Consider the following 19,892-nt stretch of genomic DNA (forward strand, 5'->3'; position numbering starts at 1 on the left):
GTCGCTAGCCCTTTTCGAGATCATCTTGATCGACATCGGCATCCTCCTGGTGACAGGCCGCGGCCACAGCGCCGGCAAGCGCTGCCGGCGTGGCGCCCGGCGCCACCACGGGGGTGCGAAACCCCAAGTCGCCGGCCAGTGTAGCCAACCGGCGACTGGAGACGATTAACGGTGGGTTCAAGGTGGCCCTGGTGCTCCATCTTGCCAGATGTTCGAGGATTTCTCCGCTACTCACTACCAGCGCCCGAAACTCGCCCCGGGCGAGGCGTTCACGCAGGGCCGGGGGCGGCGGCTGCAGGCGCCGCCGATAAAGCGACAGCCGCGTGATTCGCGCCCCGCGTGCCGCCAGGGTGTCGGCCAGTAGCGCACGGCCGCCCTCGCCGGCCACCAGCAGCACGCGCTGGCCCGCGAGCGAGCGCAGCGAGGCGAGCTCGAGCAGCGCCTCGCTGGTATCCTCGCCGGCGGCGGCCGGCGGCAGGTGCACCCTGACCCCGAATCGCTCGTGCAGCACCTCGGCGGTGGCCGCCCCCACCGCGTACCAGGCCGTGCCCAACGGCAGCTGCGGCCAGTAGCGGTCGAGCGCCTGGTAGAGGCACTCGGCGGCGAAGGGGCTGACCACCACCACCTTGTGAAAGTGATCGAAGTCGAGCCACGCCTGGCGCATCGCGGGAGTCTCCGGCAGCGCCTCCAGCGTCATGGCCTCGAGGTTCGCCACCGGAAAGCCGGCGGCCTCGATGGCCGCCGCCAGGGCCGCCGCCCGCTCGCCGGGCCGGCAGATCAGCACGGGAGCCCCGCCAGACATTCAGGCGCCGTAGACCTGTGCCAGGATCTCGCCGGCGCCCTGCTCCAGCAGGTCTTCCGCCACCCGCACGCCCAGCGCCTCCGGCTCGTGGATCGAACCGCGCCCCTCGGCGCGCAGCACCTCGGTGCCCTCGGGGTTGCCCACCAGCGCCCGCAGCCACAGGGTCTGACCGTCCTCCTCGAAGACGGCATAGCCGCCGATGGGCACCTGGCAGCCGCCCTCCAGACGGGTGTTCATGGCGCGCTCGGCGCGCACCCGGGTCGCCGTGACGGGGTCGTCCAGCGGCGCCAGCAGCGAGACCAGCTCCGGGTCGTTGATGCGACACTCGATGCCCAGCGCACCCTGGCCGCAGGCCGGCAGGCACACCTCGGGGGGCAGCTCCTGGGCAATGCGCTCGCCCAGCCCAAGGCGCTTGAGCCCGGAGGTGGCCAGGATGATGGCATCGAACTCGCCGGCGTCGAGCTTGGCCAGGCGGGTCTGGACGTTACCGCGCAGGGTGAGGATCTCCAGGTCGGGGCGCTGCTCGCGCATCTGCAGGCCGCGGCGCAGGCTGGAGGTGCCGATGCGCGCCCCTTCGGGCAGCGCGTCGAGCGAGGCGTAGTGGTTGGAGACGAAGGCATCGGTGGGCTCGGCCCCGGCGAAGATCACCGACAGCCCCAGCCCCTCGGGGAAGTGCATCGGCACGTCCTTCATCGAGTGCACGGCGATGTCGGCGCGGCCGTCGAGGATCGCCTCCTCCAGCTCCTTGACGAACAGCCCCTTGCCGCCGATCTTCGCCAGCGGCGTGTCGAGGATCTTGTCGCCGCGGGTGGAGAGCGCGACCAGTTCCACCTCGAGCCCCGGATGCTCGGCCATCAGCAGGTCGCGAACGTGTTCGGCCTGCCACAGGGCCAGCAGGCTCTTGCGGGTGGCTATGCGCAGCGTAGTGTTGGATCGCACGTGGTTCTCCCCTGCAGCGGGCCCGGCTGCCCCTGCTCAGCTGTAGTTGCCGTGCCATTATCGGTCACGGCCGGTAGACGGTCATTGACGATCATCATAAAGCACCGGGCGAAGCAGGAAAAATTGGCCCTCTCGTCGCCCGCCGCGCCCCTCGCCACTCGCGCCGACTCTGGTACACTGCAAGACTTGACCTCCGCCGCCGCACGCGGCTCCCGAGAACGCCACAGCACGCAACACGCAGGATGTCCACGCCGATGAGCTCTAGTTCCCCAACCCCCGGCACCAACCAGTCCTGGGGCGGCCGCTTCAGCGAACCCACCGATGCCTTCGTCGAACGCTTCACCGCGTCGGTCGACTTCGACCGGCGCCTGGCCCTTCAGGACATCCAGGGCTCCATCGCCCATGCCACCATGCTGGCCCGGGTGGGCGTACTGACCGACGCCGAGCGTGACGCCATCGTCGCGGGGCTGACCGAGATACGCGGCGAGATCGAGCGCGGCGAGTTCCAGTGGTCGGTGAAGCTCGAGGACGTGCACATGAACATCGAAGCACGCCTGACCGACAAGATCGGCGTCACCGGCAAGAAACTGCACACCGGGCGTTCGCGCAACGACCAGGTGGCCACCGACATCCGCCTGTTCCTGCGCGACGAGATCGACGTGGTCGAAGGTGAGCTGGCGCGCCTGCGCGCAGGGCTGATCGAACTCGCCGAGCGCGAGGCCGACACCATCATGCCCGGCTTCACCCACCTGCAGACCGCCCAGCCGGTGACCTTCGGCCACCACCTGCTGGCCTGGCAGGAGATGCTCGCCCGCGATCACGAGCGGCTGCTCGACTGTCGCAGGCGGGTCAACGTGATGCCGCTGGGCGCCGCCGCGCTGGCCGGCACCACCTATCCCATCGACCGCCACGTCACCGCCGAGCTGCTGGGCTTCGAGCGCCCCGCCGAGAACTCGCTCGACGCCGTGAGCGATCGCGACTTCGCCATCGAGTTCGCCAGCTTCGCCAGCATCCTGCTGATGCACCTGTCACGCATGAGCGAGGAGCTGGTGCTGTGGACCAGCGCCCAGTTCGACTTCATCGACCTGCCCGACCGCTTCTGTACCGGCAGCTCGATCATGCCGCAGAAGAAGAACCCCGACGTGCCCGAGCTGGTGCGCGGCAAGACCGGGCGCGTCTACGGCCACCTGATGGGCCTGCTGACGCTGATGAAGTCGCAGCCGCTGGCCTACAACAAGGACAACCAGGAGGACAAGGAGCCGCTGTTCGACACCCTCGACACGGTGCGCGACTGCCTCAAGGCGTTCGCCGACATGGTGCCGGCCATCGAGGCGCGCAAGGCGAACATGCATGAGGCCGCCCGCCGCGGCTTCTCCACCGCCACCGACCTCGCCGACTACCTGGTGCGCCGCGGCGTGGCCTTTCGCGATGCCCACGAGATCGTCGGCCAATCGGTGGCCTTCGGCATTCGCGAGAAAAAGGATCTCTCCGAGATGAGTCTCGACGAGCTGCGCCAGTTCTCCGAGGTGATCGAGGCCGACGTCTTCGAGGTGCTGACGCTGGAGGGCTCGGTGGCGGCGCGCAACCATATCGGCGGTACCGCCCCGGACCAGGTGCGCGCCGCGGCGAGCCGCGCCCGCGAGGCCCTGGCGAACCTGGGCCGCTGACCATGCGCATGACGAGCACACGCGCGGCACCGCGGGCCCGCCCGCTGGCGCTGGCGCTGGCGCTGGCCGCGCTGCTGCTGGCCGGCTGCGGCCAGAAGGGGCCGCTCTACCTGCCCGGCGACGAGGCCGCCGAGGAGCGCTACGGCAGCGGGGCGGCACACCAGGGCGAGCGGCACGACGCCGACGACGAGGACACGGACTGAATCATGGATCACTTCGAATATCGCGACGGCGTGCTCTACGGCGAGGAGGTACCGCTGTCGCGGGTGGCCGAGGCGGTCGGCACGCCCTGCTACGTCTACTCCAAGGCGACCCTGGCGCGCCACTTTCGCGCCTATACCGAAGCACTGGGCAGCCACCCCCACCTGATCTGCTACGCGGTCAAGGCCAACTCCAACCTGGCGGTGCTGGGTCTGCTGGCGCGCCTGGGCGCCGGCTTCGACATCGTCTCCGTGGGCGAGCTCGAGCGCGTGCTGGCCGCCGGCGGCGACCCGGCCAAGGTGGTGTTCTCCGGCGTGGCCAAGCAGGAAGCCGAGATGGCCCGCGCGCTCGAGGTCGGCATCAAGTGCTTCAACGTCGAGTCGCGCCCCGAGCTCGAGCGGCTCAACGCCGTGGCCGAGCGGCTGGGCCGGGTGGCGCCGGTGTCGCTGCGGGTCAACCCCGACGTCGACGCCGGCACCCACCCCTACATTTCCACCGGGCTCAAGGACAACAAGTTCGGCATTCCGGTGGACGAGGCGCTCTCCGTCTACGAGCTGGCTGCGCGCCTGCCGGGGGTGAGGATCGTCGGCCTGGATTGCCATATCGGCTCGCAGCTCACCGAGCTCGCCCCCTTCCTCGACGCCCTGGACCGCCTGCTGGTACTGCTCGAGCGCCTGCGCGAACGCGGCATCACGGTGGAACACCTCGACCTCGGCGGCGGGCTCGGCGTGCCCTACCGCGGCGAGCGCCCGCCGCAGCCCTTCGACTACGCCGCCTCGCTGCTCGAGCGCCTGTCGCGCTGGGAGCACGGCGCCGGCCTGACCCTGCTGTTCGAGCCGGGCCGCTCGATCGCCGCCAATGCCGGCGTGCTGCTGACCCGGGTGGAGTACCTCAAGCCCGGCGAGACCAAGAACTTCGCCATCGTCGACGCCGGCATGAACGACCTGATTCGCCCCTCGCTCTACCAGGCCTGGCAGGCGATCATCCCGGTGGACACCCGCCCCATGCGTGAAAGCGCCACCTACGACGTGGTCGGCCCGGTGTGCGAGACCGGCGACTTCCTGGGCAAGGAGCGCGAACTGGCGATCGACGCCGGCGACCTGCTGGCGGTACGCTCCGCCGGCGCCTACGGTTTCGTCATGGCTTCGAACTACAACAGCCGGCCGCGCCCCGCCGAGGTGATGGTCGACGGCGAGGCCTTCCATGTGGTGCGCCACCGCGAGAGCGTGGCGTCGCTGTGGGCCGGCGAGTCGCTGCTGCCCGAACCGGCAGCGGCACAGGACGGAGAGAGGCGCTGATGCTGCTGCACTTCACCAAGATGCATGGCCTCGGCAACGACTTCATGGTGGTCGACCTGATCACTCAGCGCGCCCGCCTGCGCGACGAACAGATCCGCCGGCTCGCCGACCGCCGCTTCGGCGTGGGCTTCGACCAGCTGCTGCTGGTCGAGCCGCCGCGCAACCCCGACATGGACTTTCGCTATCGCATCTTCAACGCCGACGGCAGCGAAGTGGAGAACTGCGGCAACGGCGCGCGCTGCTTCGCCCGCTTCGTGCGCGACCAGCGCCTGACCCACAAGCGCGAGATCCACGTGGAGACCGCCGGCGGCCCGCTGACGCTGGTGGTACAGGAGGACGGCCAGGTCACGGTAAACATGGGCAGCCCGCGCTTCGCACCGGCGGCGCTGCCCTTCGATGCCGCCGAGGATCGTCCGCTGCACGCCCTCGAGGTCGACGGCGAAAGCTACTCGATCGGTGCCGTCTCGATGGGCAACCCGCACGCGGTGCTGCGGGTCGACGACGTCGATTCGGCTCCGGTCGAGCGTCTCGGCCCGGCCATCGAGGCCCACCCCCGCTTCCCGCGGCGGGTCAACGTGGGCTTCATGCAGGTAGTCTCGCCCCACGAGATCCGCCTGCGAGTCTTCGAGCGCGGCAGCGGCGAGACTCTGGCCTGCGGCACCGGTGCCTGTGCCGCCGTGGCCAGCGGCATGCGCCAGGGCCTGCTCGAGAGCCCCGTCACGGTCCACCTTCGCGGCGGCGACCTGCGCATCGAGTGGCCCGGCGGCGAAGCGCCGCTGTTGATGACCGGGCCCGCCGAACGCGTCTTCGAGGGACGCATCGCCCTGGCCTGACCAGCCGGGCCCACCCGAACCGAGGAGCCAAGCATGACCCGAGCCGTCCCCGAACCGCGCAAGACCCTCGATCCGGACCGGGTCGCCGAGTGGCTGGCCCGCCACCCGGACTTCTTCGTCGGCCGCGAAGGGCTGCTGCAGCAGCTCAAGGTGCCGCACCCCGAGGCCCATGGCACCACCTCGCTGCTGGAGCGCCTGGTCTACGACCTGCGCCGCCGCGCGGAGCAGGCCGAGTGGCGCCTGGAGCAGCTGCTGGAATCGGCGCGCCACAACGAAGTGCAGTATCGACGCACCCGCGAGCTGGTGCTGGCGCTGCTGGAAGCCGAGGACGCCGACGCCCTGGGCCAGGCGCTGGCCACCCAGATGGCCGAACATTTCCAGATCCCCGCCGTGGCGCTGTGGTGCCCGGCGCAGCTCACCGACCACGAGCCGCTGCCGCCGCAGCCGCCACGCCACGTCCTCGACGAGCACGCCGGCGTGCGCCTGGCCGCGCTGCTCGACGGCCGCACCAGCCGCTGCACCCGGCTCACCCCCACCGACTGGGGGCGCCTGCTGCCGCACGCGCGGCCGCCGCGCCAGGCCGGCTCCTGTGCCCTGGCCCGGCTGACCGTGGGCGAGCCGATGGGCTACCTGGTGCTGGCCAGCCCCGACCCCGACCACTTCCGCGCCAGCATGGACACGCTGTTCACCGAATACCTCGGCGACGTGCTGGCGCGGCTGCTGCTGCGCCATGCCCCGGCCAGCCATGGCTGAGGCTCCGCTGCGCCGACAGCTGGCGGCCTGCCTGGAGGCCCTGGCGCGCACCGCCAGCCCGGCCACGCTGAGTGCTTACCGCCGCGACCTCGAGGCGCTGGCGGCCTTCCTCGAGGCGCGCGGCATCGCCGACGGCGCCGGGCTCGACGTCGGCCTGGTGCGCCGCTTCCTCGGCGCCGAGCGCAGCCGCGGCCTCGCTCCGCGCAGCCTGGCGCGACGCAGGGCGGCCATCTCGCACTTCGCCGGCTTCCTGGTGCGCGCGGGCGTGCTCGGGCACAATCCCGCCGAGCTGGTGCCCACCCCGCGCCAGGGGGCGCACCTGCCCAAGCCGCTGGACGTCGACCAGCTCGCCCGGCTGCTCGATACACCCCACGACGGCTCGCCGCTGGCACTGCGCGACCAGGCGCTGCTGGAGCTGTGCTACTCCAGCGGGCTGCGCCTGGCGGAGCTCGCCGGCCTCGACCTCGACGACCTGGAGCCGCGTCGCGTGCGGGTGCTCGGCAAGGGCGGCAAGCCGCGCCAGGTGCCGGTGGGGCGCAGCGCCCGGCGCGCGCTCGACGCCTGGCTGGCCTGCCGCTCGGCGCTGGCCGCCCCCGGCGAGACGGCGCTGTTCGTCGGTGCCCGCGGCCGGCGCCTCGGGCACCGCGCCATCCAGAAGCGGATGACCGAGGTGGCCCGTCGGCGCGGCCTGCCCGAGCACCTGCACCCGCACCGCCTGCGCCACTCCTTCGCCAGCCACCTGCTGGAATCGAGCCAAGACCTGCGCGCGGTGCAGGAGCTGCTGGGCCACGCCAACCTCTCGACCACCCAGGTCTACACCAAGCTCGACTGGCAGCACCTGGCGGCGAGCTACGACGCCGCTCACCCTCGTGCCCGGCGGCGCCACACCGAATCACGCGACAATGACCATGGCTGACCTCTTGCCTCTCCAGGCCATCACCTTCGACCTCGACGACACCCTGTGGGACAACCACGGCGTGATGGTGGCCACCGAAACCGGCCACTACGCCTGGCTCGACCGCGAACTCGCCGCCTGGCGGCAGACCCGCGGCGAAGCCGCTTCGCCACGCTTCACCGAGCGCTTCCCGCTGGAGAGCTTCGAGCTGCGCCGTCGCGCGCTGGCCCATGCGCACCCGCTGCATCGCGGCCACTTCACCTGGCTGCGCGAACGGGCGCTCAGGGAGATGCTGGGAGAGTACGGCCTCGAGCCGGCCACGGCGGAGCAGTGGGCCAGGGCGGCAATGGCGCGCTTCATGGAGCTGCGCCATCGGGTCGAGCCGCACCCCGAGGTGGAACCGCTGCTGACCGGGCTGGGCCGGCACTACCGCCTGGCCAGCATCACCAACGGCAACGTCGACGTGCGGCGTCTGGCCGTCGGCCGGCACTTCCCGGTGGCCATCGCCGCTGGCGAGATATTGGCCCCCAAGCCCGACCCGCGGCCCTTCCTGGCGGCACTGGCGCGGCTCGATGCATCGCCGGCCCGTGCCCTGCACGTGGGCGACTCCTGGCGCGAGGACGTCGAGCCGGCCCGGCGCCTGGGCATGCAGGTGGCCTGGATCTCGCCCCAGGTGGAGGAGCTCCCCCTGCCGCCGGGGATTCATCGCCTCGATCACGTGCGCGAACTGCCCGCGCTGCTGCGCCGGCTGGGCCAGCCGGCGCCGGCGTGTGAGTCGCGCTAGGCGGGTTCGGGGCCGGCCAGCCAGGCGTCGAGGCGGGCACTGGCCTCGTCGACCCCTTCGCGCTTGAGCGACGAGAACAACTGCACCGTCACCAGGTCCTCCCATTCGCGCAGGCGGCTGCGCACCTGCTGCAGGGCGTTCTTGGCCGCGCCCGACTTCAGCTTGTCGGCCTTGGTCAGCAGGATGTGGACCGGCATGTCCTGGTCGTCGGCCCAGCCCAGCAGGGTCTGGTCGAATTCGGTCAGCGGATGACGCACGTCCATCACCAGCACCAGGCCGCGCAGGGCGCGGCGCCCCCGCAGGTAGTCGGCGAGGTGACGCTGCCACTCGCGCTTGACCGCCTCCGGCACCTTGGCATAGCCGTAGCCGGGCAGGTCGACCAGTCGGCGGCTGGTGTCATCGCCCAAGGCGAAGAAGTTGATCAGCTGGGTGCGCCCCGGGGTGCGCGAGGTGCGCGCCAGCGCCTTCTGCCGGGTCAGGGTATTGATGGCACTGGACTTGCCGGCATTCGAGCGCCCGGCAAAGGCGACCTCGGCGCCCTCGTCGGGCGGGCACTGGGCCAGCGTGGGCGCGCTGGTCAGGAAGCGCGCGCTCTGGTAGTTCATGCGGATCATGACCTCAACGTTTCGCCGGCAGGAGCGCTGCGGGCAGCGCGGGTGGCCGCCCTGCATTTCCGATGCCGGCTTGTTTCGTTATAATGCGATGTCTTTTTTCTGCGACCTGGGCGCGCTAGTGTAGCACCGTGCTCTGGCCGGCAGCGACCGACGCTGCGGCAGCAGGGCAAGGCCGGCCTGGCATCAGCAAGGCGGGACAGCCCCCAGGAATGCGTACCGGTATAATCCATAACGGCATAGTGAATCAGCGATGAGAAAGTTACTGGCAAGCCTGGCAATCACCCTCGGCGCCGTAGGCGTCGCTCACGCCGACCTGGAAGCAGACGCCGACGCTGCCGCTGGTCGCGAAAAAGCCCAGAGCTGTGCGGCCTGCCATGGCCAGAACGGCATCAGCTCGGCCCCCTCCTTCCCGCATCTCGCCGGCCAGCAGACGACCTACCTGGCCAAGCAGATCATCGACATCCGCGACGGCAACCGCGTGGTGCCCGAGATGGCCGGGCAGGTCGACGACTTCTCCGACCAGGACGCCTGGGACGTCGCCGCCTACTTCTCCGAGCAGGACGCCAACGTCGGCCAGGCCGACCCGGCCGAGGAAGCGCTGATGCGCGGCCAGGAGCTCTATCGTGCCGGCGACATGGCCAAGGGCATCCCCGCCTGTGCGGCCTGCCACGGCCCCACCGGTGCCGGTATCAATACCGCCGTCTACCCGGCGCTTTCCGGCCAGTTCCCCCAGTATGTCGTCGCCTCGCTGCAAAAATTTGCCGCCGGCGAGCGCACCAACGACCCCAATGGCATGATGGGCGACATCGCCGCCAAGATGAGCGACACCGACATGCAAGCCGTGGCCAACTACATCAGCGGCCTGCACTGAGCGTCTCGTCGTCTGGCAATGGTCGGCCACGGCCGGCATGAAAGGCGGCCGCTGGCCGCCTTCGCCGTTTTGGATCGTCAGCCGAACCGGGAACCGTGAGCGGTTCATGCGCTCAAAGTGATCGACACACCCGTTCTTGCTGACAAAGCCGCTACTTACAGGCGATCTTTCAAGGAGCCTCACCCATGTTCAAGCCCTTGCGCATCCTCCAGTCAGCCGCTTTCGCCGTGGCCGGCCTCGGCCTGGCGACGCTGGCCGCCGCCGACAACCTGGTCGAGGGCCAGCACTACGAGAAGCTGCCCGAGCCCATCGAGACCAGCGCCGGGGGGGACCGGGTCGAGGTGACCGAAGTGTTCTGGTACGGCTGCCCGCACTGTTACAACCTGGAGGAACCGCTCAACGCCTGGGTCGCCGAGCAGCCCGAGGACGTCGCCTTCAACCGCATGCCGGCCACCATGGGCGGCGACTGGAACACCCACGCGATGATGTTCTACGCCGCCGAGGAGCTGGGCATTCGTGAGGACGCCCATGACGACATCTTCCACGCCATCCACGAGGAGGGGCAGCGCCTCAACGACGCCGACAGCATCGCCCGCTTCTTCAGCAAGTACGACGTCAGCGAGGAGGAGGCCCGCCAGGCGCTGGACGCCTTCGGTGTCAAGGCCCAGGTCAACAAGGCCCATGCGCGCATGCGTGCGATGCGCCTGATGGGCGTGCCGGCCCTGGTCGTCGACGGCCGCTACCTGGTGACCCCGAGCAGCGCCGGCAGCCTCGAGAATATGCCGCAGGTCGCCGGCGCGCTGGTCGAGCGCGTCCGCCAGGAACGCACGGACTGACCGTGCCCGTCGAGTCATCGCACCTGGTCGACGCCAGGACGCCGCCCCTGGAGGGTGGGCACCTCAAGTTGCTCACCTTCAACATGCAGGTGGGCATCCAGACGTCGGCCTACCATCACTACCTGACCCGCAGCTGGCAGCACCTGCTGCCGCATCCCCAGCGGGTGCGGCGGCTGGACATGGTCAGCAGCGTGCTGAGCCGCTTCGACATCGTCGGCCTGCAGGAGGTCGATGGCGGCAGCTTTCGCTCCAGCCACGTCAACCAGATCGAGTACCTGGCCACGCGCGGCGGCTTTCCGCACCACTACCAGCAGCTCAACCGCAATCTGGGGCGCTTCGCCCAGCACAGCAACGGGCTGCTGTCGCGCCTCTCCCCCTCCCAGGTCGAGGAGCACCGCCTGCCCGGCACCCTGCCCGGGCGCGGCGCCATTCACGCCCGCTACGGAGACGGCGCGGATGCGCTGCACCTGTTCGTCGCCCACCTGGCCCTGAGCCACCGGGCCCGGGTGCGCCAGCTCGACTATCTCAGCGAGATCATCCAGCCGCTGCAGCACGTGGTGGTGATGGGCGACCTCAACTGCACGCCGGACCAGCTGCACACCCATACGCGCTTCTGCGCCTCGCTGCCGCTGCACCCGGTCCGCCCCTTGCTCAGCTACCCCTCGTGGCAGCCGCGCCGGGCGCTGGACCATATCCTGATCTCCAGCTCGCTGAAGGCGTGCGACGTCCGTGTGCTCGATCACCTGTTCTCCGACCACCTGCCCATCGCCGTCGACGTGGCGCTGCCGCCCGGCTGTCTGGCCCTGCTCGAGGGCCTGCGCAAGCGCCAGCAGCGCTAGCCGAGACGTTGAGCCGCGAGGATGACGCACGCCGCGTAATCAGCGATGATGCGTTCCCTGAAATGTTTCGACACGAGATTCCACCATGCAAACCGCGAACCGCGATCCGGTCCTGCTCGCATGGCTCGACGGCTTTACCGAGGTCGTGGGCCGCTCCATCGCCTGGCTGGTGATCGTCATGATGGCGGTACAGTTCGCCATCGTGGTGATGCGCTACGTCTTCGCTCTCCACAGCATCGCCATGCAGGAGTCGGTCATGTACATGCATGCCGTGGTGTTCATGCTGGGGGCCGCCTGGACGCTGCGCCACGATGGTCACGTCCGCGTCGACATCTTCTACCGCAAGCTCTCCGCCCGCGGCCGGGCGTGGATCGACCTGCTCGGCACGCTGTTCCTGCTGTTTCCGGTGACGCTGTTCATCGCCGTCTCGAGCTTCGGTTACGTGAAGAGCAGCTGGGCGATACTCGAACGCTCGCCGGACGGCGGCATCCCCGGGGTCTTCCTGCTCAAGTCGCTGATCCTGGTGATGATGGCCCTGCTGCTGCTGCAGGGCGTGGCGCAGGTGTTGCGCCAGGTCCTGATCCTGCGCGGCAAGGCCCCAGGCAACACGCCTGACCACGACGAGGTGATCTGACGTGGAAGCCCTGCTCGAATTCATGCCGCTGTTCCTGTTCCTCACCGTCTGTGCCGTGCTGATGCTGGGCTACCCGGTTGCCCTGTCGCTGGCCGGCACCGCGCTGATCTTCGCCGGGCTTGGCCACCTGATGCTGCAGATGGGCGTGCCGGTGCCCTTCGAGCCGCGCATGCTGGGTGCCATGCCCAACCGCCTCTACGGCATCATGACCAACCAGACGCTGCTGGCAGTACCGCTGTTCGTGCTGATGGGGGTGCTGCTGGAGAAGTCGCGCGTCGCCGAGACCCTGCTCGATGCCATGGCCATGCTGTTCGGCTCGCTGCGCGGCGGACTCGGCATCTCGGTGATCCTGGTCGGCATGCTGCTGGCCGCCTCCACCGGGATCGTCGGGGCCACCGTGGTCACCATGGGCCTGCTGTCGCTGCCGACGATGCTCAAGCGCGACTACTCGCCGTCGCTCGCCACCGGCACCATCTGCGCCACCGGCACCCTGGGCCAGATCATCCCGCCCTCCATCGCGCTGGTGCTGCTGGGTGACGTGCTCTCCAATGCCTATCAACAGGCACAGCTGGCCATGGGCGTGTGGAGTCCCAAGACCGTGTCGGTGGGCGACCTGTTCGTCGGCGCGCTGGTACCGGGCCTGCTGCTGGTGGCGGCCTACATCGTCTACCTGCTGGCTGTCGCCTGGTGGAAGCCCGCAAGCGCCCCGCCCGCGGACCGCGAGGCGCTCAAGCAGGAACTCGGTCACACCGGCAGCCTGTGGCCGCTGCTGATCAAGGGCCTGATTCCCCCCGTGCTGCTGATCGTCGCCGTGCTGGGCTCGATCCTCGGCGGCTTCGCCACCCCCACCGAGGCCTCGGCGGTGGGCGCCATGGGTGCGCTGCTGCTGGCGCTGACCAACCGTCGGCTCAACGTGGCGATGCTGCGCGAGGTGGTCCAGTCCACCGCCAAGGTCACCAGCATGGTGTTCCTGATCCTGATCGGTGCCGCGCTGTTCTCGCTGGTGTTCCGCGCCTACGGCGGCGAGGAGCTGGTCAAGCACCTGTTCGAGGCGCTGCCCGGCGGCGTGGTGGGGGCCACCCTGGTGGTGATGCTGGTGATCTTCCTGCTCGGCTTCATTCTCGACTTCATCGAGATCACCTTCGTGGTGGTGCCGATCGTCGGGCCGGTGCTGCTGATGATGGGTCTCGATCCGATCTGGCTCGGCATCATGATCGCGGTGAACCTGCAGACCTCGTTTTTGACGCCGCCGTTCGGTTTCGCGCTGTTCTACCTGCGCGGGGTGACGCCGGACTCGGTGCCGACCGCCGCCATCTATCGCGGCGTGATTCCGTTCATCCTGCTGCAGCTCGGCATGCTGCTGGCGCTGGCGCTGTTCCCGGGGCTGGCGACCTGGCTGCCGTCGGTACTGTAGGCTCAGCCGCACAGCGGGGCCAGCCACGCCTGGGCCAGATAGAGCACCACGGCGTAGCGTGCCCCCTTGGCCAGGGTGATCAGCAGCACGGCCCGCCACCAGGGCAGGCGAAAGATGCCGGCGAGCACGGTGAGCGGGTCGCCGATCAGCGGTGCCCAGCTCGCCAGCAGGCTCCACTCGCCGAAGCGGTGGTACCAGCGCTCGGCGCGGGCCAGGCCCTCGCGCGAGGCGGGGAACCAGCGGCGGTCCTGGAAGCGGCGCGCGTAGCGCCCCAGCCAGACGTTGACCAGGCTGCCCAGGGTATTGCCCGAGGTCGCCACCAGCCACAGCCCCAGCAGCGGCTGGCCCAGGCACCACTGGCGTGCCAGCCACACCTCCGAACCGCCCGGCAGCAGCGTGGCGCTGGCGAAGGCCACCAGGAACAGACTCAGCATTCAGCGCCCCCCTCCTTACTTCCCGCATGCAGGACGAGACGCCATGACGAACGACCGCCCCATTCCCAACGTTCTCAGCATCGCCGGCTCCGACCCCAGCGGCGGCGCCGGCATCCAGGCCGACCTCAAGAGCTTCTCGGCCTTGGGCGCCTATGGTACCAGCGTCATCACCGCGCTGACCGCGCAGAACACCCGCGGCGTGCGCGGCGTGCACCCGGTGCCGGTGGAGTTCATCCGCCTGCAGCTCGACACCCTGCTCGACGATGTCGCCATCGATGCGGTGAAGATCGGCATGGTGGCCAGCCGTGAGGTGGCCGAGACCATCCGCGACGCGCTGCAGTCACGGCGCCCGCGCTGGATCGTGCTCGACCCGGTGATGGTGGCCAAGAGCGGCGATGTGCTGGTCGACGACGCCGGCATCGCCGCGGTGCGCGAGGTGCTGGTCCCGCTGGCCGACCTGATCACGCCCAACCTGCCCGAAGCCGCGGTGCTGCTGGCGAGCCCCACACCGGCCAGTCGCGACGAGATGCTGGCCATGGCGCCGGGCCTGGCGGCGCTGGGCGCCGCCGCCGTACTGCTCAAGGGGGGGCATCTGCGCGACGAGGGCTGCCCCGACCTGCTGATCGGCAACGGCGACCCGCACTGGGTCGAAGGCCCCCGGATCGGTACCGACAACCTGCATGGCACCGGCTGCTCGCTCTCCTCGGCCATCACCGCGCGCCTGGCGCAGGGCGACACCCTGCCGCAAGCGATCGCGACGGCCAAGCAGTGGCTGGAGGCGGCACTGACCGAGAGCCGGCGCCTCGACGTCGGCAGGGGCCGTGGCCCGGTGCACCATTTCCACCGTTGGTGGTAGCGAAACGCGCCTTGCGCCCTGGCCGAGTGCCACCCATGCTGAAGTCTGTCCCGCCCGGCTCATCCGCGATGGAGAGACGCCATGACCCAGACCTTGCTGTTCGCCTGCGACCTCTCGGCCGAGAACCGCGCCGCCTTCGCCCGGGCCATTCGCCTGGCCATCGAGAGCGGTGCGCGTCTTGACGTTATCCACGTACTCGACCCCTACCTTCCCCGCCGGGTGCTGCACGACCTGGAAGAGGCCGTAGTGGCCGACATGCAGGCCATCCTGACCGACGTGCGTGAGGACTATGCGTTGCCGGAACCGAGCGTGATGCTGCAGACGGTGGCCGGTGTGAGCTATGCCGAGATCATCCGCGAGGCGCACGATCGCGAGGTGGACATGATCGTGCTCGGCTCCCACCGCAAGCGCGGCCAGCCCGACCTGGTCGCCGGTACCACCCTGGCGCGGGTACTGCGCAGCGCGCCCTGCCCGGTGCTGTCGGTTTCCCAGCCGGCCAGTCGCGACTGGCAGGAGATCCTGGTACCGGTGGATTTCTCGCTGGCCAGCCGCAACACCCTGCGCGAGACGCTCAAGCGCTTTCCCGAGGCCCGCCTGACGCTGCTGCATGCCTGGGACATCCCCGGCGAGCGCGAGCTGGGCTCCGACAGCGACTACGCGCGCTGGCGCGACCGCGAGGTGGAGCGCCTGCGCTGCCAGATCGAGCGCGAGACCGACCAGTTGATGGGCGAGCTCGACTGCGTGCCGGAGGTGGAGCTGGTGCTCGAACAGGGCGAACCGCTGGAGGTACTGCTGACTCAGCTGCGGCGGCGGGCGCCCGACCTGCTGGCACTGAGCTGCCGCGGCCAACTGGGTCGCCAGAGCCCGATCACCGAGGCACTGCTCGCCGAGCCGCATTGCGACATCATGCTGTGCCGCGCCTGGTAACACTCACTGTCGGGCGTGATACCCTTTCGGCCAGCTCATGGTCAGAAAGGGAAACCCGCCTATGAAGGCCCTGATACAGCGCGTGCATCGCGCCAGCGTCACGGTGGAAGGACGCCGAGTCGGCGCCATCGACCACGGCCTGCTGGCCCTGGTGGGGGTGGAGAAGGGCGACGACGAGGCCGCCGCCGAGCGGCTGCTGCACAAGCTGTTGCGCTACCGGGTGTTCAGCGACGCGGCGGGCAAGATGAACCTCGACCTGCAGCAGGTCGACGGCGGGCTGCTGCTGGTCTCGCAGTTCACCCTGGCCGCCGATACGCGCAAGGGGCTGCGGCCGAGCTTCTCCAGCGCCGCACCGCCGGCCGACGGCGAGCGGCTGTTCCACTACCTGCTCGACCGCGCCCGGGCGGCCTGGCCCCGGGTCGAGAGCGGCGAGTTCGCCGCCAACATGCAGGTCGAGCTGATCAACGACGGGCCGGTGACGTTTCTGCTGGAGAGTTGAAGGGGGCCTGTCCCCGGCGCCGCTCGCCAAGGCAAGGCAAGGCAGCCATTGGCGGCCGTAATGTCTTGCCCCGTGTCTGTCAGGCCCCGCTTTCCAGCAGCTCCGCCTCCATCGCCTCCAGCGCCTCCTCGGCGGCCAGCCATTCGGCTTCCAGCTCTTCCAGTCGCGACTTCAGCTCGCCCTGGCGGGCCAGCCGCTCGGTGAGTTCGGCCTTGCGCGCCGGGTCGGTGTAGAGCTCGGCCTCGCCCAGCGCCTCCTCCACCGCCGCGAGCTCGCCCTGGGCCTTCTCCAGCGCCTGGTCGGCGCGGTCACGGGTCTTCTTCAGCGGACGCAGCTTCTCGCGCAGCTCGGCGGCGGCGCGGCGGCTCGCCTTGCGGTCCTCCTTGGGTGCGGCACCCTCCGCCTGGCGCCCGGCCTTGTCGGCCCGCGCCTCGCGCCGCTCGCCCTCCAGCCGCGCCTTGAGCCAGGCGCGATAGTCCTCCAGGTCGCCGTCGAAGGGCTCGACGCGATGGTCGGCCACCTTCCAGAACTCATCCACCGTGGCACGCAGCAGGTGGCGGTCATGGGAGACCAGGATCACCGTGCCCTCGAAGCTGGCCAGGGCCTCGGTGAGCGCCTCGCGCATCTCCAGGTCGAGGTGGTTGGTGGGCTCGTCGAGCAGCAGCAGGTTGGGCTTGCGCCAGGCCACCAGGGCCAGGGCCAGGCGCGCCTTCTCGCCGCCGGAGAAACGCCCCACCTCGCCGAAGGCGTCGTCGCCCTGGAAGCCGAAGCCACCGAGGAAGGTGCGGATCGCCTGATCGCTGGCGGTGGGCGAGAGCCGCTGCACGTGCATGAACGGCGTCGCCGCCATGTCGAGCCCCTCGAGCTGGTGCTGGGCGAAGTAGCCGACGGCGAGATGCTCGCCCGGCACCCGCTTCCCCGCCAGCAGCGGCAGCTCGCCGGTCAACGACTTGATCAGGGTCGACTTGCCGGCCCCGTTGGGGCCCAGCAGGCCGATGCGCTGGCCCGGCAGCAGGGTCAGCTTGACCTCGTCGAGCTGGACTTTCTCCTCACCGGCGGTGTCGCGGTAGCCGAGCCGGGCCTGGTCGAGCACCAGCAGCGGGTGGGAGGTCTTGTCCGAGGCCGGAATGGTGAAATGGAACGGCGAGTCGGCATGGGCCACGGCGATGTCGCCCATGCGCTCGAGCATCTTCATCCGGCTCTGGGCCTGGCGCGCCTTGCTCGCCTTGGCCTTGAAGCGCGCCACGAAGCGCTCGATCTCCTCGCGTCGGGCCTGCTGCTTGGCCGCCTCGGCCTGCTGCAGCGCCAGCTTTTCGGCGCGGGTGCGCTCGAAGGTGGAGTAGTTGCCGCGGTAGAGCACCAGCCGACGCCGGTCGAAGTGGACGATGTGGTCGCACACCGCGTCGAGGAAGTCGCGGTCGTGGGAGATCAGCAGCAGGGTACCGGGATAGCGTACCAGCCACTGCTCCAGCCACAGCAGGGCATCGAGGTCCAGGTGGTTGGTAGGCTCGTCGAGCAGCAGCAGATCCGAGGGCATGAACAGCGTGCGCGCCAGGTTGGCGCGCATGCGCCAGCCGCCGGAAAACGCCGACAGCGGCCGCGTCAGGTCGGCCTGGGTGAAGCCCAGCCCGATCAGCAGCTGGGCGGCACGCGCCGGGGCACTGTAGCCGTCAAGCGCCTCGATGACGCCGTGCTGCTCGGCCTCGGCGTGGGCGTCGCCGCGCTCGCGCGCCGCCTCCAGCGCCGCCTCGGCCTGGCGCAGCTCGCGGTCGCCGTCGAGCACGTAGTCGACGATGGCGCGATCCAAGGCATCGACCTCCTGGGCCATGTGCGCGATGCGCTGTCCGCCGCTCATCTCGATCTCGCCGCGATCGGGGGCGAGCGTGCCCAGCAGCAGGCCGAACAGGCTGGACTTGCCGGCACCGTTGGGGCCGACGATACCGGCCTTGTGGCCGGCGTGCAGGGTCAGCTCGGCATCCTCGAGCAGGGTCTGGGTGCCGCGTTGCAGGGCAACCTGGCGCAGTGCAATCATGCAGGCTCCAACTGGCAATTCAGGGGGGCGGTCGTCGCCTCCGCTCGATCTCGAGAGAGCCGCCGACGACAGCCGATCATGAGTGACGATTCTACCGCAACCACAGCCGCGCTGCGGGCCGGGCTTGGCGCCGACCCGCTATGGGACTTCGCCCTGGCCTTCTACGCTCGCCCCGGCGTGGAAGCCGCCTGCCTGCGGCTGCAGGACGAAGCAGGGGTCGACGTGTGCGAGCTGCTGTGGCACTGCTGGCTGTACCGCCACGGCCTGACCCTGGCCGCCGAGCCCGTCGAACTCGAGGCCATTCGCCACTGGCAGTGCGAGGTCACACGACCGCTGCGCCGCCTGCGTCGTCAGCTCAAGGCCGAGGCCGCCTGCAGCCGCGGCGTCGCCGAGGTGCGCCGGCAGATCCAGCAGGCCGAGCTGGCGGCCGAGCGTGAAACCCTGGAGCGACTTCAGCGCCTGGCCGAGCAGGCCAGGGAGATCGCCCCTCTGCCCGCCCCCGCTAAAAGTCTCGAAATTTCTCTGGCAAGTCGCTGGAAATTACAGAAAAAAGCGCAACTTTTGGCAGTACAAACCCTCGAATACCGCCTTGACCCTCTGTAGGGGGCACGCTAGCCTGAAAAAAGCTGTGTAGCCTTTTTGGCTACCGATGCCTGTTGATGTCGCTATTTTCACCGGGCCAAACCTGCGAGGAGAAGATAATAATGAAGGCAACCAAGCTGTTGACCACTGCCAGTATCGGCGCAATGCTGTTCGGCATGTCGGCTGCCGCTCATTCCGCTGAATGGCGTTACGCGCATGAGGAATTCGAGGGTGACGTACAGGACGTATTTGCCGTCGCCTTCAAGGAATATATCGAGGAAAACTCCGACCACACCGTACAGGTTTATCGTTTCGGCGAGCTGGGTGAGTCCGACGATATCATGGAGCAGACCCAGGCCGGCATCCTGCAGTTCGTCAACCAGTCGCCCGGCTTTACCGGCGCCCTGATTCCCGAAGCCCAGATCTTCTTCATCCCCTATCTGCTGCCCACCGACGAAGAGACCGTGCTCGAGTTCTTCGACGAGAGCAAGGCCATCAACGAAACGTTCCCGGAACTCTATGCCGAGCAGGGCCTCGAGCTGCTCAAGATGTATCCCGAAGGCGAGATGGTCGTCACCGTGGACGAGCCGATCCGCACCCCGGAAGATCTGCGCGGCAAGAACATCCGCACCATGACCAACCCGCTGCTCTCCGAGACCTACCGGGCCTTCGGCGCCACACCGACCCCGCTGCCCTGGGGTGAGGTGTACGGCGGCCTGCAGACCGGCATCATCCAGGGCCAGGAGAACCCGATCTTCTGGATCGAGTCCGGCGGCCTCTACGAGGTTTCCCCGCACCTGGTGTTCACCGGCCATGGCTGGTTCACCACCGCGATGATGGCCAACAAGGACTTCTTCGACGGCCTCTCCGAGGAGGACCAGGAACTGATCCGCGAAGCCTCAGAAGCGGCCTACGACCACACCATCGAGCATATCCAGGGCCTGGCCGAAGAGTCGCTCGAGAAGATTCAGGAAGCCTCCGACGAGGTCACCGTGACGCGCCTCGACGAGGACGAGATCCAGGCCTTCCGCGAGCGCGCACCACAGGTCGAGGAGCGTTTCATCGAGATGACCGGCGAGCGCGGCGAGGAGCTGCTCGAGCAGTTCAAGGCCGACCTGGAAGCCGTGTCAGGCGAGTGACCCCGCAAGCACGGGCAACTTGCCGTGAAACGCATGAAGGGGT

The 19,892-nt window shown here is 69.3% G+C and carries 22 protein-coding genes; 17 read left to right on the forward strand and 5 right to left on the reverse strand.

All coding sequences use genetic code 11. The features are described from left to right. Window positions 1–4: 4 nt before the first annotated feature. Window positions 5–802, reverse strand: coding sequence for a uroporphyrinogen-III synthase (locus tag HNO51_RS19955; protein ID WP_197448871.1), 798 nt, complete (start codon window positions 800–802; stop codon window positions 5–7). Then, window positions 803–1,741: a hydroxymethylbilane synthase gene (gene hemC / locus HNO51_RS19960; RefSeq protein WP_197448872.1), complete on the reverse strand. Its 939-nt coding sequence runs from the start codon at window positions 1,739–1,741 to the stop codon at window positions 803–805. Window positions 1,742–1,995: 254 nt separating this feature from the next. Here hemC and argH point away from each other — a divergent pair, with 254 nt between their 5' ends. The 7 genes from argH to HNO51_RS19995 are packed head-to-tail and all read left to right on the forward strand — an operon-like array spanning window position 1,996 to window position 8,172. Beyond that, a complete protein-coding gene (argH, locus tag HNO51_RS19965) occupies window positions 1,996–3,408 on the forward strand; it encodes an argininosuccinate lyase (protein WP_197448873.1) in 1,413 nt (470 codons plus the stop codon). Window positions 3,409–3,416: 8 nt separating this feature from the next. After that, window positions 3,417–3,611: an LPS translocon maturation chaperone LptM gene (gene lptM / locus HNO51_RS19970; RefSeq protein WP_209538151.1), complete on the forward strand. Its 195-nt coding sequence runs from the start codon at window positions 3,417–3,419 to the stop codon at window positions 3,609–3,611. A gap of 3 nt (window positions 3,612–3,614) precedes the next feature. Further along, window positions 3,615–4,907 (forward strand): diaminopimelate decarboxylase, encoded by a 1,293-nt coding sequence (gene lysA, locus HNO51_RS19975; protein ID WP_197448875.1) that lies wholly within the window; start codon window positions 3,615–3,617, stop codon window positions 4,905–4,907. Beyond that, window positions 4,907–5,740: a diaminopimelate epimerase gene (dapF, locus tag HNO51_RS19980; protein ID WP_197448876.1), complete on the forward strand. Its 834-nt coding sequence runs from the start codon at window positions 4,907–4,909 to the stop codon at window positions 5,738–5,740. Before lysA ends, dapF begins: the two co-directional genes overlap by 1 nt. 33 nt (window positions 5,741–5,773) lie before the next feature. Continuing rightward, window positions 5,774–6,493 carry a DUF484 family protein gene (locus tag HNO51_RS19985; RefSeq protein WP_197448877.1) on the forward strand — a complete coding sequence of 240 codons (720 nt, stop codon included), beginning with the start codon at window positions 5,774–5,776 and terminating at the stop codon, window positions 6,491–6,493. Beyond that, complete coding sequence (locus HNO51_RS19990; protein WP_197448878.1) at window positions 6,486–7,409, forward strand: tyrosine recombinase XerC; 924 nt, start codon at window positions 6,486–6,488, stop codon at window positions 7,407–7,409. Before HNO51_RS19985 ends, HNO51_RS19990 begins: the two co-directional genes overlap by 8 nt. Next, entirely contained in the window at window positions 7,402–8,172 is a 771-nt protein-coding gene (locus HNO51_RS19995; protein WP_338035272.1) for an HAD family hydrolase, read from the forward strand. Before HNO51_RS19990 ends, HNO51_RS19995 begins: the two co-directional genes overlap by 8 nt. Here HNO51_RS19995 and yihA read toward each other — a convergent pair. Further along, window positions 8,169–8,786 carry a ribosome biogenesis GTP-binding protein YihA/YsxC gene (gene yihA / locus HNO51_RS20000; protein ID WP_209538153.1) on the reverse strand — a complete coding sequence of 206 codons (618 nt, stop codon included), beginning with the start codon at window positions 8,784–8,786 and terminating at the stop codon, window positions 8,169–8,171. The two genes, HNO51_RS19995 and yihA, sit on opposite strands and share 4 nt — an antisense overlap. A gap of 250 nt (window positions 8,787–9,036) precedes the next feature. On the opposite strand from yihA, the gene HNO51_RS20005 reads away from it, so the two are divergent. The 5 genes from HNO51_RS20005 to HNO51_RS20025 all read left to right on the forward strand — a co-directional run bounded on the left by HNO51_RS20005 (window position 9,037) and on the right by HNO51_RS20025 (window position 13,380). Beyond that, a complete protein-coding gene (locus HNO51_RS20005; protein ID WP_197448881.1) occupies window positions 9,037–9,657 on the forward strand; it encodes a c-type cytochrome in 621 nt (206 codons plus the stop codon). A gap of 185 nt (window positions 9,658–9,842) precedes the next feature. Continuing rightward, window positions 9,843–10,493, forward strand: a complete 651-nt coding sequence (locus tag HNO51_RS20010; RefSeq protein ID WP_197448882.1) for a thiol:disulfide interchange protein DsbA/DsbL — start codon at window positions 9,843–9,845, stop codon at window positions 10,491–10,493. 83 nt (window positions 10,494–10,576) lie between these two features. Next, window positions 10,577–11,332, forward strand: a complete 756-nt coding sequence (locus HNO51_RS20015; protein WP_197451131.1) for an endonuclease/exonuclease/phosphatase family protein — start codon at window positions 10,577–10,579, stop codon at window positions 11,330–11,332. 85 nt (window positions 11,333–11,417) lie between these two features. Then, entirely contained in the window at window positions 11,418–11,966 is a 549-nt protein-coding gene (locus tag HNO51_RS20020) for a TRAP transporter small permease subunit (RefSeq protein ID WP_197448883.1), read from the forward strand. Window positions 11,967–11,976: 10 nt separating this feature from the next. After that, window positions 11,977–13,380 (forward strand): TRAP transporter large permease, encoded by a 1,404-nt coding sequence (locus tag HNO51_RS20025; RefSeq protein ID WP_197451132.1) that lies wholly within the window; start codon window positions 11,977–11,979, stop codon window positions 13,378–13,380. A gap of 2 nt (window positions 13,381–13,382) precedes the next feature. On the opposite strand, the gene HNO51_RS20030 is transcribed toward HNO51_RS20025, so the two are convergent. Next, window positions 13,383–13,814: a YqaA family protein gene (locus HNO51_RS20030; protein WP_197448884.1), complete on the reverse strand. Its 432-nt coding sequence runs from the start codon at window positions 13,812–13,814 to the stop codon at window positions 13,383–13,385. 43 nt (window positions 13,815–13,857) lie between these two features. Here HNO51_RS20030 and thiD point away from each other — a divergent pair, with 43 nt between their 5' ends. From thiD to dtd, 3 genes are all read left to right on the forward strand, one after another. Beyond that, window positions 13,858–14,670 (forward strand): bifunctional hydroxymethylpyrimidine kinase/phosphomethylpyrimidine kinase, encoded by an 813-nt coding sequence (gene thiD, locus HNO51_RS20035; RefSeq protein ID WP_197448885.1) that lies wholly within the window; start codon window positions 13,858–13,860, stop codon window positions 14,668–14,670. Between the two features lie 81 nt (window positions 14,671–14,751). After that, the gene (locus HNO51_RS20040) at window positions 14,752–15,597 is read left to right on the forward strand and encodes a universal stress protein (RefSeq protein WP_197448886.1); all 846 of its coding nucleotides are present in this window, start codon (window positions 14,752–14,754) and stop codon (window positions 15,595–15,597) included. A 61-nt stretch (window positions 15,598–15,658) separates the two neighbouring features. Beyond that, window positions 15,659–16,096 (forward strand): D-aminoacyl-tRNA deacylase, encoded by a 438-nt coding sequence (gene dtd, locus HNO51_RS20045; RefSeq protein WP_197448887.1) that lies wholly within the window; start codon window positions 15,659–15,661, stop codon window positions 16,094–16,096. Window positions 16,097–16,175: 79 nt separating this feature from the next. Here the strand turns inward: dtd and HNO51_RS20050 are convergent, their stop codons facing one another. Further along, complete coding sequence (locus HNO51_RS20050; protein WP_209538154.1) at window positions 16,176–18,128, reverse strand: ATP-binding cassette domain-containing protein; 1,953 nt, start codon at window positions 18,126–18,128, stop codon at window positions 16,176–16,178. A 78-nt stretch (window positions 18,129–18,206) separates the two neighbouring features. Between HNO51_RS20050 and HNO51_RS20055 the strand changes: the two genes are divergently transcribed. After that, the gene (locus HNO51_RS20055) at window positions 18,207–18,731 is read left to right on the forward strand and encodes a TIGR02444 family protein (RefSeq protein ID WP_209538155.1); all 525 of its coding nucleotides are present in this window, start codon (window positions 18,207–18,209) and stop codon (window positions 18,729–18,731) included. Between the two features lie 101 nt (window positions 18,732–18,832). Further along, on the forward strand, window positions 18,833–19,849 hold the full coding sequence (locus HNO51_RS20060; protein WP_197448890.1) for a TRAP transporter substrate-binding protein: 1,017 nt from the start codon (window positions 18,833–18,835) through the stop codon (window positions 19,847–19,849). The last annotated feature ends 43 nt before the right edge of the window (window positions 19,850–19,892 follow it).

Source organism: Billgrantia sulfidoxydans, assembly GCF_017868775.1.
Taxonomy (GTDB): Bacteria; Pseudomonadota; Gammaproteobacteria; order Pseudomonadales; family Halomonadaceae; genus Halomonas; species Halomonas sulfidoxydans.

Bases quoted from the DNA above. Each gene is read 5' to 3' on its own strand.
- HNO51_RS19955 (WP_197448871.1), bottom strand. From the start codon at position 802: ATGTCTGGCGGGGCTCCCGTGCTGATCTGCCGGCCCGGCGAGCGGGCG.
- argH (WP_197448873.1), top strand. From the start codon at position 1,996: ATGAGCTCTAGTTCCCCAACCCCCGGCACCAACCAGTCCTGGGGCGGC.
- lptM (WP_209538151.1), top strand. From the start codon at position 3,417: ATGACGAGCACACGCGCGGCACCGCGGGCCCGCCCGCTGGCGCTGGCG.
- lysA (WP_197448875.1), top strand. From the start codon at position 3,615: ATGGATCACTTCGAATATCGCGACGGCGTGCTCTACGGCGAGGAGGTA.
- dapF (WP_197448876.1), top strand. From the start codon at position 4,907: ATGCTGCTGCACTTCACCAAGATGCATGGCCTCGGCAACGACTTCATG.
- HNO51_RS19985 (WP_197448877.1), top strand. From the start codon at position 5,774: ATGACCCGAGCCGTCCCCGAACCGCGCAAGACCCTCGATCCGGACCGG.
- HNO51_RS19990 (WP_197448878.1), top strand. From the start codon at position 6,486: ATGGCTGAGGCTCCGCTGCGCCGACAGCTGGCGGCCTGCCTGGAGGCC.
- HNO51_RS19995 (WP_338035272.1), top strand. From the start codon at position 7,402: ATGGCTGACCTCTTGCCTCTCCAGGCCATCACCTTCGACCTCGACGAC.
- yihA (WP_209538153.1), bottom strand. From the start codon at position 8,786: ATGATCCGCATGAACTACCAGAGCGCGCGCTTCCTGACCAGCGCGCCC.
- HNO51_RS20005 (WP_197448881.1), top strand. From the start codon at position 9,037: ATGAGAAAGTTACTGGCAAGCCTGGCAATCACCCTCGGCGCCGTAGGC.
- HNO51_RS20010 (WP_197448882.1), top strand. From the start codon at position 9,843: ATGTTCAAGCCCTTGCGCATCCTCCAGTCAGCCGCTTTCGCCGTGGCC.
- HNO51_RS20015 (WP_197451131.1), top strand. From the start codon at position 10,577: ATGCAGGTGGGCATCCAGACGTCGGCCTACCATCACTACCTGACCCGC.
- HNO51_RS20020 (WP_197448883.1), top strand. From the start codon at position 11,418: ATGCAAACCGCGAACCGCGATCCGGTCCTGCTCGCATGGCTCGACGGC.
- HNO51_RS20030 (WP_197448884.1), bottom strand. From the start codon at position 13,814: ATGCTGAGTCTGTTCCTGGTGGCCTTCGCCAGCGCCACGCTGCTGCCG.
- thiD (WP_197448885.1), top strand. From the start codon at position 13,858: ATGACGAACGACCGCCCCATTCCCAACGTTCTCAGCATCGCCGGCTCC.
- HNO51_RS20040 (WP_197448886.1), top strand. From the start codon at position 14,752: ATGACCCAGACCTTGCTGTTCGCCTGCGACCTCTCGGCCGAGAACCGC.
- dtd (WP_197448887.1), top strand. From the start codon at position 15,659: ATGAAGGCCCTGATACAGCGCGTGCATCGCGCCAGCGTCACGGTGGAA.
- HNO51_RS20050 (WP_209538154.1), bottom strand. From the start codon at position 18,128: ATGATTGCACTGCGCCAGGTTGCCCTGCAACGCGGCACCCAGACCCTG.
- HNO51_RS20055 (WP_209538155.1), top strand. From the start codon at position 18,207: ATGAGTGACGATTCTACCGCAACCACAGCCGCGCTGCGGGCCGGGCTT.
- HNO51_RS20060 (WP_197448890.1), top strand. From the start codon at position 18,833: ATGAAGGCAACCAAGCTGTTGACCACTGCCAGTATCGGCGCAATGCTG.